General features: G+C 55.6%; 12 protein-coding genes. 1 reads left to right on the forward strand and 11 read right to left on the reverse strand.

Annotation, left to right across the window (positions count from 1 at the left end; genetic code table 11):
- Positions 1-99: 99 nt before the first annotated feature.
- Together QMN93_RS00660 and QMN93_RS00665 are read right to left on the reverse strand one after the other, a co-directional pair.
- On the reverse strand, positions 100-1,152 hold the full coding sequence (locus tag QMN93_RS00660) for a YcjF family protein (RefSeq protein WP_045400123.1): 1,053 nt from the start codon (positions 1,150-1,152) through the stop codon (positions 100-102).
- Positions 1,149-2,546 (reverse strand): YcjX family protein, encoded by a 1,398-nt coding sequence (locus QMN93_RS00665; RefSeq protein WP_193139371.1) that lies wholly within the window; start codon positions 2,544-2,546, stop codon positions 1,149-1,151. Before QMN93_RS00665 ends, QMN93_RS00660 begins: the two co-directional genes overlap by 4 nt.
- Before the next feature lie 155 nt (positions 2,547-2,701).
- Between QMN93_RS00665 and QMN93_RS00670 the strand changes: the two genes are divergently transcribed.
- Complete coding sequence (locus tag QMN93_RS00670; protein ID WP_047060997.1) at positions 2,702-3,712, forward strand: LacI family DNA-binding transcriptional regulator; 1,011 nt, start codon at positions 2,702-2,704, stop codon at positions 3,710-3,712.
- 34 nt (positions 3,713-3,746) lie between these two features.
- On the opposite strand, the gene QMN93_RS00675 is transcribed toward QMN93_RS00670, so the two are convergent.
- The 9 genes from QMN93_RS00675 to QMN93_RS00715 form a co-directional block, all read right to left on the reverse strand.
- Positions 3,747-4,661, reverse strand: a complete 915-nt coding sequence (locus tag QMN93_RS00675) for an OmpG family monomeric porin (protein ID WP_047060998.1) — start codon at positions 4,659-4,661, stop codon at positions 3,747-3,749.
- A gap of 66 nt (positions 4,662-4,727) precedes the next feature.
- Positions 4,728-5,810 carry an ABC transporter ATP-binding protein gene (locus tag QMN93_RS00680; RefSeq protein WP_039262901.1) on the reverse strand — a complete coding sequence of 361 codons (1,083 nt, stop codon included), beginning with the start codon at positions 5,808-5,810 and terminating at the stop codon, positions 4,728-4,730.
- 13 nt (positions 5,811-5,823) lie between these two features.
- Positions 5,824-6,489 (reverse strand): beta-phosphoglucomutase, encoded by a 666-nt coding sequence (pgmB, locus tag QMN93_RS00685; RefSeq protein ID WP_193139373.1) that lies wholly within the window; start codon positions 6,487-6,489, stop codon positions 5,824-5,826.
- Positions 6,479-8,758, reverse strand: coding sequence for a glycoside hydrolase family 65 protein (locus QMN93_RS00690; protein ID WP_193139375.1), 2,280 nt, complete (start codon positions 8,756-8,758; stop codon positions 6,479-6,481). Before QMN93_RS00690 ends, pgmB begins: the two co-directional genes overlap by 11 nt.
- Positions 8,752-9,810, reverse strand: coding sequence for a Gfo/Idh/MocA family protein (locus QMN93_RS00695; RefSeq protein ID WP_193139377.1), 1,059 nt, complete (start codon positions 9,808-9,810; stop codon positions 8,752-8,754). The genes QMN93_RS00690 and QMN93_RS00695 overlap by 7 nt, the downstream gene beginning before the upstream one ends.
- An 11-nt stretch (positions 9,811-9,821) precedes the next feature.
- A complete protein-coding gene (locus QMN93_RS00700; RefSeq protein ID WP_193139380.1) occupies positions 9,822-10,610 on the reverse strand; it encodes a sugar phosphate isomerase/epimerase in 789 nt (262 codons plus the stop codon).
- A 17-nt stretch (positions 10,611-10,627) separates the two neighbouring features.
- Positions 10,628-11,680 (reverse strand): zinc-binding alcohol dehydrogenase, encoded by a 1,053-nt coding sequence (locus tag QMN93_RS00705; protein WP_094935714.1) that lies wholly within the window; start codon positions 11,678-11,680, stop codon positions 10,628-10,630.
- A gap of 28 nt (positions 11,681-11,708) precedes the next feature.
- Complete coding sequence (locus tag QMN93_RS00710) at positions 11,709-12,551, reverse strand: carbohydrate ABC transporter permease (RefSeq protein ID WP_094935715.1); 843 nt, start codon at positions 12,549-12,551, stop codon at positions 11,709-11,711.
- Positions 12,538-13,419 (reverse strand): carbohydrate ABC transporter permease, encoded by an 882-nt coding sequence (locus QMN93_RS00715; RefSeq protein WP_023312040.1) that lies wholly within the window; start codon positions 13,417-13,419, stop codon positions 12,538-12,540. Before QMN93_RS00715 ends, QMN93_RS00710 begins: the two co-directional genes overlap by 14 nt.

Genomic DNA, 13,419 nt, shown 5'->3' on the forward strand with positions numbered 1-13,419 from the left:
TTTTAAGCCAATAACAGTAAAATGATATGCCAGAACACGGTGATCGGGAAGATGGCTGTCAACAAATATTGACAGCCAGCACGATAAGTGAACAAAACCTCACGGAGCCGGTTTTTTATTGAGCGTCTCTTTAAGCTGGCCGATCAGCTCGCGCCTGAAATCCCCCAGCCGGGGCTTATCGCCATCAATCCACGGCAGCGGACGGCAGACTTCCATCGCTTTAATCCCCAAACGCGCGGTCAATAATCCCGCGCCGATACCCTGCGCGGCACGAGCGGAAAGACGCGCCGCCAGATCCTGCGACATCCAGTCCATTCCGACTTCGCGCACCAGTTCACTCGCCCCGGCAAACGCGATATTGAGCAGGACCAGCTTGAACAGCCGGAGTCGACTGTAGTAACCCAGCTCTATGCCGTAAAGGTTCGCGATACGGTTGATCAGGCGCAGGTTACGCCAGGCGATAAAAGCCATATCGACCAGCGCCAGCGGGCTGACGGCAATCATCAGGGTGGATTCCGCCGCAGAACGGCTGATCTCGCGTCGCGCCTGGGCATCCAGTACCGGCTGAACCATATGGGAGTAGAGCGTCACCACTTCCCGGTCATTCTGTGTTTCATGGATGGCGGCATACCAGCGCTGAAGCGCCGGATGCGACTGATCGATTCCCGCCTGGCTGGCCAGCTTTTCACAGAACGCGCGGCCTTTACCGGTGCCGTGACTGTGGAGCAGATCCCGCGCTTCATCACGCTCGTGCGCGCGCTGGCGCAAACGCCAGAGCCGCCGCCACTCGGTGGCAACCGACCCGATGCCCGCCCCCACAATCAGCGCGCCCGCGGCACATCCGCCCAGCGCGACCCAGTCCTGAGTTTGCCAGGCATTCATCGTCCACTGCACGCCCTGCCCAACCACGCTTACGCCAAACAGCGCCAGACCGGCGGTGACCATCCTGCGCCACAGGCTGCGTTTTGGACGCAGGGCGGCTTCCACAACCGCCTCTGCCGGACCTTCCTCGACGCCGGGCTCCTCTGTCAGGGCCGGAGCAAAGTTATCAGCCTGCGTGCCGCTGAACGTCTGCGCGGTTTTGAACGCCTCCTGAGGATCCTGCTCAAGCGTTCCGGTAAAGTCTATGCGCGGTTTTAACGGTTCCGTCATCGCAATTTATCTCCAATCAAAAACTCCAGCGCCGCATCCAGACGGATGTGTGGTAATGGCCTATCGACGCTCATTGCCTGCGGGCGGAAGGCTTCAAACTGGAAACCCTGATTCTGCCAGAAGGCCTGACCCGGCAGCCGCGCAGGCACTTCGCCCGGATAGACGGTAAGCGGTTCACCGTCGCTGAGCCGGTTCCCGCGTAATGCCGGTATTTGCTCGCCGTTAAGATCAATCAGCCCGCTTTGCGTTGCCTGCACGGACGCAAGCCCAAGGCAATCCATGCCGATCCCTTCGAAGGCGGCGTTTTGCCAGGCGTCCTGCACCAGCTGCTGCAGCAGCGATACCATATTGGCATGCTGGTCGACCGTGACGTGATCGGCCTTGGTGGCCGCAAAGAGCAGTTTATCGATCACCGGTGAGAACAGACGGCGAAACAGCGTCCGCTGCCCGTAGTGAAAACTTTGCATCAGCTGCGTCAGCGCCAGGCGCATATCGTTGAAGGCCTGCGGCCCGCTGTTGAGCGGCTGCAGACAATCCACCAGCACAATCTGACGGTCAAATCGCAAAAAGTGGTTTTTATAGAATCCCTTGACCACTTTTTCACAGTAGTAATTGTAACGCTCGCGCAGCATCCCGGCGTTAGTGTGCCTGTCGGCCTGCGCCAGCTTCGACTCGCCCACCCCGTCCACGTCCGGCCAGGGGAAGAACTGAAGCGCAGGCGCGCCCGCTAAATCACCCGGCAGGACAAAGCGACCCGGCTGAATGAAGTGCAACCCTTCCTGCTTGCACTGGTGCAGATACGCCGTCCAGGCTTCGGCAATGGCCGCCAGACGGTTTTCATCGGCCGGCGCAAGCGGGTCCAGGCCTTCGCACAGCTGTCGCCATTTGGCCGACCACCCGGCGCGCTGCCCCTGCAACAAGCCCGTCATCTGGCGGGACCAGCTGAGGTAATCCTGCGCCAGCATCGGCAGGTCGAGCAACCATTCACCGGGGTAATCGACGATTTCAAGGTACAGCGTAGAAGTATCCTTGAAGTGGCGCATCAGGGATTCATTGGAGCGAAAGCGGAGCGCGAGGCGAATTTCACTCACCCCTCGCGTCGGCGTCGGCCACATGGGCGGATCGCCATAGAGCTGCGCCAGCCCTTCGTCATAGGTAAAACGTGGAATCCCAAAATCACGCTGAGGAACGCGCTTCACGCCCAGCAGGCGTTCTTCCCGCACCGCGCTGAGCAGCGGCAGACGCGCCCCGGCGTGCAGGTTCAGGAGCTGGTTCACCATCGCGGTGATAAACGCCGTCTTACCGCTGCGGCTCAGCCCCGTCACGGCCAGACGCAGATGACGGTCAACGCCGCGGTTCACCAGTGAATTGATTTCGTTTTTAAGTCGCTTCATCGCCGTCCTTCTTTGCCTGGAAGCCTTGAATGCATGGCTTCAGAATACAATAAATGGGGGCAGATCGTTGATTATCAATTCTTATTTATTGCTATTGCCGTTTTCTCTCCAGTAAGATGAACGGTATTGCTGTCAGTCCGGAGTGAGTAAGGTGTATGTCACCCACCATCTATGATATCGCACGGGTTGCGGGCGTATCGAAATCAACCGTTTCCCGCGTTCTGAATAAACAAACGAATATTTCTCCCGAAGCGCGTGAAAAAGTGCTGAAGGCGATTGACGAATTAAATTATCAGCCCAACAAACTGGCCCGCGCCCTGACCTCTTCAGGCTTCGATGCCATTATGGTTATTTCGACCCGTTCAACCAAAACCACTGCCGGTAATCCTTTTTTCTCCGATGTCCTGCATGCCATTACGGCAAAAGCGGAAGAAGAAGGATTTGACGTTATTTTACAAACGTCAAAAAGCAGCGAAGACGATCTGCTGAAATGCGTGAGTAAAATAAAACAGAAGATGATCAAAGGGATCATTATGCTGAGCTCACCGGCAAATGAATCCTTTTTCACCACTCTGGATGCGTATGGCGTACCGGTAGTGGTTATCGGTAAAGTGGAAGGTGAGTATCAAAATATCTATTCCGTCGACACGGATAATTTCCATGACAGCGCCACGCTGACCGAAACCTTTATTAAAAACGGACGCCGTAAAATTGCCTGTCTGCATGCCCCGCTTGATTATCATGTTTCGATCGATCGCCTTGCGGGCTATAAAGCCAGTCTGGAAAAGCACCATATTGCCCTTAACCCGGACTGGATCAGGGATGGCGGTTATACCCATGAGAGTGCGCTTACGGCAGCGCTGGAATTGTTGTCTTCACCCACGCCGCCTGATGCAGTATTCGCTACCGACAGCATGAAGTTACTTAGCCTCTATCGCGCGGCGGATGAGTTGAACCTGATGATTCCGGAGCAGGTGGTGATAGCCGGATACAGTGACCCGATGCTGTCTCTCATTTTAACGCCCGCACCTGGCGGCTTTGATATCCCCACCCGAAAGCTGGGGGAAGAGAGCTGCGATCTTCTTTTCAGGCGTATTGCGGGTCATCCCGCCCCGCAAAAAGTGCTGGTTGATACCCACTTTTTGTTGGCTGCTTCCCTTCGCTAAAGCCAGGGGCGAAGTGCCCCTGGCGTGCAGTCGGTCAGAACGCGTAGTTTACGCCAACCCCCGCATAGTGGAAGCGGTCGCTCTCGCCTTCATCGTGGTTTTCCCACTCATACGCGTATTCCAGCGTCATGGATAAACCATTGTTGAAATCGTAAGCGTAGAGGAGACCGAGTCGGTTGAAATCGTGTCCTTCACGCTCAGGATCGTCCTGCCAGTCCCAGTTCGACCAGCGATCGAGCCCCAGGCGGGTATAAGGCGTTAAGGTGGTCTGGCCTAACGAAATGGGCAGATAGGCACGAATTTCCTGAGTAGAAAACTCGCCGTTATTACGGGAACTGTCCATATTGAAGCCGCGCTCTAAATAATAATTCACTTTAGCCGCAAAGGTTTCGTTAATGGTCCAGGTAAAGCCCGTTTCGGTTTCAACGCGGCTGTCAGCATAGCCGGTTTTTTGCAGATCGTTAGCAAACTGATACATGGCAAACCAGCCGCCAAAACGCCAGTCGTCGGTTAATTTAATATCCCAGTCAGGCTGAACTTTGTAGCGCTGCATATTAGCGCTGCCGTCTTTGGCACCGTGCTCATCTTTAAAGTGATAACCATAATTACGGAAACCGCCGGTCAGACCGAAGGTGAAATTATCGGTTCCGATAAAGCGATAGCGTAATTGAAATTCAGGACGATCGAAATAGGTTCCACGGGTCATACTGCTGTAATCAACCGGCCCCTCCTGATACATCGCCAGCGAAATAGTCCACGCATCCCAGGTTGCATTAAACCATACGGAAGGTTCATATAATCCATCTTTATCGTCGCCCTGCCCCTCAACGTTTTCGATTTCATACATTGCGCCAATATTAAATTCCCACTGTTTAGCTGCTTCTGATGCTTGTGCACAGCTAACTCCTGCGCACAGAACGAGCGCAGCACTTCTTAGTAGAGTACTCATTTAATTTTCCCTTTATAAGTAACAAACAAAAAAACCGGAAATTTGCATTTCCGGCGAACACCTTTCTTATCTAATAGCCGCTTCGGTTTCAGCGTCGAAGAAATGGCACTTATTCATATCGAACTGGATATTGATATTATCCCCTGCGGCATAATCATTCGCCGCGCCAGCGCGAACCACCAGCTCATGACCGCCAACGGTGGCGTAAAGCATAAATTCTGCGCCGGTCAGTTCGGCTACGCTGACTTTCGCCGCGATATTTTTACCACTGCTCTGCAGAGTGAGAATATCTTCCGGGCGGATCCCAAACACCACCGCTTTGCGCTGATACCCTGCGGCATTCAGTGAAGCGAGCTTGTCTTCCGGGATCGCCAGACGCAGCGTTTCCGTGACGAAATAGCGATCGTCGATAGCACCGCGAATAAAGTTCATGGCTGGCGATCCAATAAACCCAGCAACAAACATGTTTGCCGGTTCGTTGTATACCTGCTTCGGAGCGCCGACCTGCTGAATAATGCCGTCTTTTAAGATCACGATGCGGGTCGCCATCGTCATGGCTTCCGTCTGGTCGTGGGTCACGTAAATCATCGTGGTGTTGAGCTTCTGGTGCAACTTGCTGATTTCAGCCCGCATCTGCACGCGAAGCTTGGCATCAAGGTTGGAGAGCGGTTCATCCATCAGGAACACGCCCGCTTCGCGCACGATCGCCCTGCCCAACGCCACGCGCTGTCGCTGGCCGCCGGACAGCGCGCCCGGTTTACGCTTGAGGTACTCGCGTAATCCGAGGATCTGTGCCGCCCAGTTAACGCGCTCGTCGATAACCACAGGCGCAATTTTTTGCATCTTCAGGCCGAACGCCATGTTGTCGTAGACCGTCATATGCGGATAAAGCGCATAGTTCTGGAACACCATCGCGATATCGCGTGACTTGGCGGGCACGTCATTCATGCACACCCCGTCAATAATCAGTTCACCCGCGCTGATCTCCTCCAGACCGGCAATCATGCGCAGCGTCGTGGATTTACCACAGCCCGAAGGCCCAACGAAGACGATGAACTCCTTGTCTTCGATTTCGAGGCTGAAATCCTTAACCACGTGGACCTGGTTATCATAGATTTTCTGAATGTGTTTCAGGGACAGTTGAGCCATTGTTAATTCCTTATCAATACGTCCGGGATGCCCAAAACTCGGTCAGGCATTTCCAGGTCAGTTCCCGCGTTGAATGAAGTTGTAAACCCGCATGGTTCAGGCCAGATCCAATCCCAACCGATAGCATTCCCGCCGCGTTGATCGCCTCAACGCCTGCAGGTGCATCTTCGATACCTATAGCCGCGCCAGGACGCACATTCAGGCCTGCACAGGCAGCAAGGAAAATCTCCGGGTCTGGTTTTGAGCGGCGAATACGGGAAGCATCGGCACAAAAATCGAAGGCCTGATGAATGCCCAGCGCGTGCAGGATCCCCGGGGCATTCAGGGAAACGGAGGCGAGCCCAATTTTGACCTTCGCCGCACGGATATCCGCCAGCACGTCGCGAATACCGGGAAGCAGTGAATCCTCCGTCAGCGACGCCAGAGACTGGACATAGAGCGCGTTCTTTTTCGTCGCCAGCGCGAGGCACTGCTCATGGCTGAACATCCCCTCTTTCCCGCCATGCTTCAGGATGCGCTGCAGGGAATCCATGCGGCTAATGCCCTTCAGCTGTTCGTTAAACACTTCGTCGAAGGTGATGCCGATTTCATCCGCCACTGCACGCCAGGCCAGAAAATGGAGGTGTGCGGTATCGGTGATCACACCGTCCAGATCGAATACAACCGCCTTAAGCGTCATGGCGCCCCTCCGTGGTAGCGGTCCCATTAACAGGTGCAAGAAAATCCTTATAAGCGCAAACTGTCCGCCCCGATACGTGTAGCGTCTTGCCCCACAGCGTCAGCATGGAAGGTGCCGAAGCTTCAATGGTTAACACCTCGTTTTCACAGGTGAAGTGCAGCGTTACATTCCGCCAGCGCAGCGGGAATGCCAGTCTTCGCCAGTGGGCCGGCAACCTGGGCGAAAGATGCAGCTCCCCATCCACTATCTGCATACCGGCAAAGCCCTGAATGACGCCGGACCAGATAGCGCCGGTCGCAGCGGCGTGAATTCCGTCATCGCAGCTGTGCGGGTCGTCCCCAAGATCGATGGCGACGCCATCGCGCCAGAAGGCGTAGGCACCTTCGACGTCACCACAGCGGGCAGTCACAATGCCGTGAATGGCCTTGCTCAGCGAAGAGTCATGGATCGTGCGGGGCTCATAGAACGCCAGATTGGCGGCACACTGCTGCGGGGTAAACCGCTCCGGCAACAGGTAGGTAAGCATCACCACATCAGCCTGCTTAAGGATCTGCATGTCGTTGACTTCCGCGCGGGAATAATCGAGCAGAATGGTCTGCTTACCCGCTTTGGCTTTGTAGCGGCTGAGATCGATGGCCGGTTTGGCCATGAAGGTATCATCCTGCGGGATCACACCGTCTGGATTGGCCTCCGGCAGCCATAAGCACGTCAGGAACCGTGTCGCTTTCTGCGTAAAACCTTCATCCTCGCGCCCAAACATCGCCATAAACTGGCGAGCGCAGGCGACGTTGTGCCAGGCCAGATAGTTGGTATACGCGTTGTTGTTCACATGCTCGGTGTATTCGTCCGGTCCGATAACGTCATGGATTTCGAGACGACCATTAATTTCCGTCGCGCGGCCCATCCAGAACGCGGCGGTTTCCATCAGCAGCGTCAGGCCTTCGTTTCGCATAAAGGTCTCATCCTGCGTCGCCTGCCAGTAAGCGACGACGGCCCAGGCAATGTCCGCCACGATGTGGTGTTCCGCCAGCGCGGAGGCCACCTTCTGGCGCGTGCCGGTTCGGATGTTGATAGCCGCGAACTCCGGCGTCTCTTCCAGCCCGCTGGCGGCGCTTTCCCATGGGAACAACGCGCCGGGCCAGCCGTTGCGACGGGCTTTTTCCCGCGCCCCGGCCAGGTTGAGCCAACGATAGCGCAGCAGGCTACGAGCGATTTGAGGTCGCGTGAAGAGATGGAAAGGCAGCAGGAAAATTTCGGTATCCCAGAAGACGTGGCCTTTATACCCCTCGCCCGTCAGCCCTTTGGCGGCGATACTGCTTCGCTCATCATGGGCTGGCGTCATGGTCGTCAAATGCCAGACGGCGTAATCCAGCGCCATCTGATCCTGATGTTCCGTAGACTCCACCTCCACCCGAGCATCGCACCAGACCTCTTGCCAGGCACACGCCGAACTCTCAAGCAAGGCGTCGTAGCCTCTTGCCGCACAGACCTTAAGATCGGCCAGCGCGTTTCGGGCGAACGAGGCCTGCGACAGTGCTTTATCACTGCGATGTGCCACCCAGACGATTTTTTCAAGCGTGACAGTGTCACCCTTAGCAATCGTCAGCGAATGATGAACGCTGAGACGACGATTTTTGGCGGTGAAACAGCTATCGCTCTTCGCGGAGAGCTGACAATATGCTGAAACAACAATCTCAGACGCGCGGTCCTGCGTTTCATACACGCCCTGCATATATTGCTGGTCGAACACTCTGACCGACATTTCATCCAGATGCTGTCTGCCGCTGTTCGTTTGCGTTGCGTCAATGCCGGTTTGCACCACGGCCTGCGTGGCGGTATCGAGCGGTGTAATCGAAAGCTGCATGGCCACTAAGGGCAACTGGTCCAGCGACACAAAACGACGGCTCTCCAGACGATAGCGTTTCCCGTCAGGCGAGCGCCAGACGACGCTGCGACGAAGCTCGCCATTAGCAAACGCCAGCTCGCGCTGCCACTCGAGGATTTCGCCTGACAGGAGCGTGAAATTGAAGCCATCCAGCTCAACATCGATACCGATGATATCCGGCAGATTGATCAGCTCAGTGGTCTCGTTGCGACCAGCACGATGATAGAGGCCCGCAAGATACATGCCTCTGGTTTGCTGGGTGTAATCTTCTTCGTGCGCAGCGCGGATCCCCATGTAGCCATTACCGCAGGCCATGATGGAGGCGTATTTATTCAGGCTGTGTGGACAAAAGCCCGGGTCGGTTAATACAGACACGTTTAGCATAACGTCACGCTTTCCCCTGTTTCTGCTGATTCATACAGCGCGGCGACGAGCTGCTGGATAACCAGCCCCTGCTCCGCATCAGCGATCATGACGGGTTCTCCCTGCACATGCCGTACGAAGGCATCCATACTGCGCATATGACGCCGATCGTCAGCCTCTTCACGCTGCGTGAGGGTGACTAAAGTACCGGCTTCGTCGTTGTAGATGTGCGCCGGGAACAGCATGGCGCCAGCCTTTTCGCCGCAGAATGCGACGTTCATGATGGATTGTTCACGGATATTGAGCGCAAACGACGTGTCCAGACGCAGAATGCCGCCGTTGCAAAATTCAATGGTGCCAAACAGGGCATCTTCAACGGTAAACTGCGTGGGATCCCACTCGCCAAACTGGCCGCTGCTTTTACGATTTCCCAGCCTCTGGAAGCTGTGTGCCGTCACCTTTTTTACCGCCGGGAACCCCAGCACGTACATCGCGGCATCGAGCATATGGATGCCGATATCAATCAGCGGCCCACCGCCCTGAAGCGTTTTGTTGGTAAAGACGCCCCAGCCGGGAACCCCGCAGCGGCGTAACGCCTGCGCCGTGGTGTAATAAATTTCGCCCAGTTCCCCCTTTATCACAGCTTCACGCAGCAGTTGCGTATCAAGAGCAAAACGATGGTGAAAATCATACGCCAGCACTTTTCCTGCCTTGCGCGCGGCCATGCGCATCCGATCTGCCTCCTGCGGCGTCATAGCTGGCGGTTTTTCACACATCACATGGCAGCCTGCTTCCAGCGCGACCATGACGTGCCCGAAATGGAACCGGTTAGGCGAACAGACGCTTACCACATCCGGCTTAACCGCCTCAAGCATCTCTCGCGCAACCTGCCATACCGAGGGAATACCATGACGTTCCGCAAACGCCCGAGCCTGTTCAGGATGGCTGTCCATGACAGCCACCATCTGAACATCACTGCGCGTGGCGTAATACGAGGCATGCACTTTATCCGCGACCTGCCCGGCGCCAATGATGGCGACGCGCAGAGGCGAAGGTGTAGAAGCACTCATCACGCTCGACATCCTTAGCATTTACGCAAGTAAGTGAGCGAGTCCCGGTATGCCTGAGCCGGATCCTCGGCGCGAACACGGCACTCATACACCACGTAACCCCGGTAGTTATCAGCACGCAGCCGATCGAAAAGGCTGGCAAAATCGAGGCTGCCGCTGCCCGGCTGGTAGCGGTGGTTATCTGCGATGTGCACATGGCCCAGCAGATCGCGGTGCTGATGCAGCGCATCCGTCAGCGAGTCTTCTTCGATGTTCATATGATAGAAATCGCCGATGATCTGCACGTGCTTCAGGCCGTTCTCTTCGATATAGCGACGCGCGTCAGCCAGGGTGTTGATCATATGATCCTGATAGCGGTTCAGCGGTTCCAGGTAGACGGTCGTTCCGGTGCGCGCCGCTACCTCATCCAGCCAGCGCAGGGAGGCGCTTACGGCTTTGCGGTCACCGTCCAGGCTGCGTGGAGAGGTCATTGGCGGCAGACGGAAGGTAAACATTCCCCAGGCAGCAGGCACGATAATGCCCTTGCCGCCCACTTCAGCCAGCGCTTCCAGGATACGTTCAATCTCCTGTAACCCGTTCAGACGACGTTCTTCGATGAAGTCGCCAATCCAGCCATCGTATCCGCCGCAGGCCGTCGTCACCGGCAGACCGGTGGCCTTAATCGCCGCTTTTACCTCGGCGAGGTTTTCCACCAGCAGCTTGCCGTCAATTTCGTAGCCATCAAAACCCATCGCTTTGATGTACTGGAATTTCTCCATGATACTGACCGGGAAAAAGGCCTGATTTTGTGTTGCGATTTTCATGTTTTGCTTTCCTTAGCTTAAAAAGTGACGCCCATTTTGATGCTCAGTTCCGGGTGCTGATCGACATACTTCATGTAGCTTTCCGGGCTGGTGGTGAAGGTGACGACCGGGTCGATGAGATCTTCACAATTTAGATAGCCGTTCATCAGCAGTTCCCAGCAGGTCTCTTCAATACGTTTACGGTTCCAGCGCGGGTAATCCGGGTTGGGTTCGCTACAGGCGCGGGAGAAGACAATCTTCGCGTTATTGAAATGCGCTTCGCGGCCGAGGTTAAAGCCTTCCGCGAACGGTTTCGCGAAGGCTACGTAGGAGATAGTGCCGCCATAGGCGAGCCCGCGCAGCGCGGACTGCAGCGCATCTGCAAAGCCGCTGGTTTCGATGATCGCGTCCGCGCCCTGCTTCCCGGTCAGCTTTTTGATTTCCAGACCGACATCGGTGCCGATTGGGTTCAGACAGTGGTCTGCCCCATGACGGCGGGCAATCTCACAGCGGTGTTCGATAGGGTCGACGCCGATGACGATTGACGCACCGGCTTTTTTCGCCAGCTGGATCGCAATTTGCCCAATGGCTCCCAGACCGACCACGACAACAAAGTCGCCCACGCGGACGTTGGCATCACGCACGCCGCTCATGGCGAACTGCGCCGGATCGTAGCAAACGGCGTTTTTCCAGGAGGCGCCCTGCGGCATTTTGCGCAGCTTATAGTTATTTACCGCGTTAACGATCACCGTTTCCTGCAGCGGTGCGTAGCAGCAGACGCTGTCGCCGATCTGGTATTCCGTGACGTCAGCACCGCATTCGATAATCTCGCCAACAATCATATTGCCCAGCTGGAACTTACCGAATTCGATCCCGCGGGCCGCCCCCTCTTCACGCGGGGTAAACATCTGCCACTCCGCGTTGAACTCTTCGTCAATAAACGGACTGGCGGCGCGGAAATCCACCACTTCGGTACCGTGTTTCGGCGCGCCAAAGCGGGCGCGAATTTTCACTTCATGGACGGCAACCGGACGATCTTCATATTCCACCAGCGCCGCTACACGAGGCGCTGTCGCAACTAATTTTTTCATGACTGACTCCTTGTTAAAATTGGCCGCCTCAGCCCTTCACGCCACCGGCGGTCAAACCACTTTTAATAAAACGTTCAGACAGGGCGTACATGATGACAACCGGAAGCGCCGTCACCAGCGATGCCGCCATCATGCGACCCCAGATATAATCTGGCGTGCTAAAGAGCGTGTTCAGCCCAACCGGCAAGGTGAAATGGCTGGCGCTGGACAGGAAAATGGACGCAAACAGATAGTCGTTCCACGCCACCATGAAGCAGTAGACAAACACCGACACGAGCCCGGAAATCGCCAGCGGCACGGTGATGCGAAAGATGATTTGCAGGCGGTTAAGGCCGTCCATCATCGCGGCTTCTTCGATTTCGTCCGGGATGGTGTCGAAATAGCTGCGCAGCATGAACACCGCTGTCGGTAACGTTTGGGTCACCATGGTGATAATCAGCGCCAGCTCGGTGTCGTAGATCCCAAGGGCAGTGATGATTTTGAACAGCGGCACCACCAGCAATATCCCGGAGAACATGTAGACGGTGTAGAAACTCGCATTGATCGTCGTGCGGCCCTTAAAACGCAGTTTGGACAAGGCGTAAGCCCCCAGCGTGCCGAGAAATACGGCAATCACCGAGGAGGTCAGCGACACCATCATGCTGTTTTTGAAATAGTCCACGAACGGGAAAATCAGCGGATTAAAGATGTCGACGTAATGCTGCAGCGTCCACGCCTGCGGCAAAATGGTCGGGTTAAGCGATATCGCCTCTTTCGCACTCTTAAACGACGTCATCAGCATCACGAAGAACGGGAATAGCGTGATGACCAGAAACACCGCCAGCCCGAGATAAAAACCAATACGGCTCAGTGCGCGTTTATTTGTTGCCATTGAGGTTTACCCTTTTTCTGGTCAGCAGAATCACCGCGAAGATGATCACGAACAGCACGACAGAAATCGCCGCAGCCTTACCCAAATCGTTGAAAGCGAATGCGGTTTTGTAGAGATAGACGCCCAAAATATCGACCTTGGTCGTCAACAGGTAGACATCCGCAAACATGTAGAACATCCAGATAGTGCGAAGCGTCACCACCGTTGCCAGCACCGGCATAATCGCGGGCAGCGTAACGATTCGAAAACGCTGCCAGGCATTCGCGCCGTCCATTTCCGCCGCTTCATACAGCGACTTATCAATGGTCTGCAAAATCGCGAGGAACGAAATGAACGCGTACGGGAAGTAGCGCCAGATGGCGAACAGCACCACCAGTACAAAGCTGCTGCCAGGATTGTCGAACCACAGCGGCGCCTGGTCATACAGATGCAGCAGGTCAACGCCCAGATAGTTCACAATGCCGTAGCCGTTGTTGAACATGTATTTCCATGCAAACACCAGCGAAATGGACGGGGTGACGTAGGATAAAATCACCAGTGAACGTGCCGTTTTCCGCAGACGGAATTCACGGTTAAAGAAGATCGCCACCGCCAGCCCCAACCCCGTGCTGCCGATCACCACCAGTGCGGTGTACCAGAACGTCATCCACAGCGAGTGCCAGAATGCTGCATCACTGAGAATGCGAATGTAATTATCCAGCCCGACAAACACAGCGCTAATGCGCGGGTTAAGCGGCAGACGTAAGAAACTGATTTCAATATTGGAAATCATTGGCCAGGCCACCAGGCCCCCCAGCAAAATCAGGCTGGGGGCCAACAGCAGCATGGCGAAAGGCATATCTGAACGACCAGAAAACAACGTCTTCAT

This window comes from Enterobacter sp. R-1.6.2, assembly GCF_035064085.1.
Taxonomy (GTDB): Bacteria; Pseudomonadota; Gammaproteobacteria; order Enterobacterales; family Enterobacteriaceae; genus Enterobacter; species Enterobacter asburiae_B.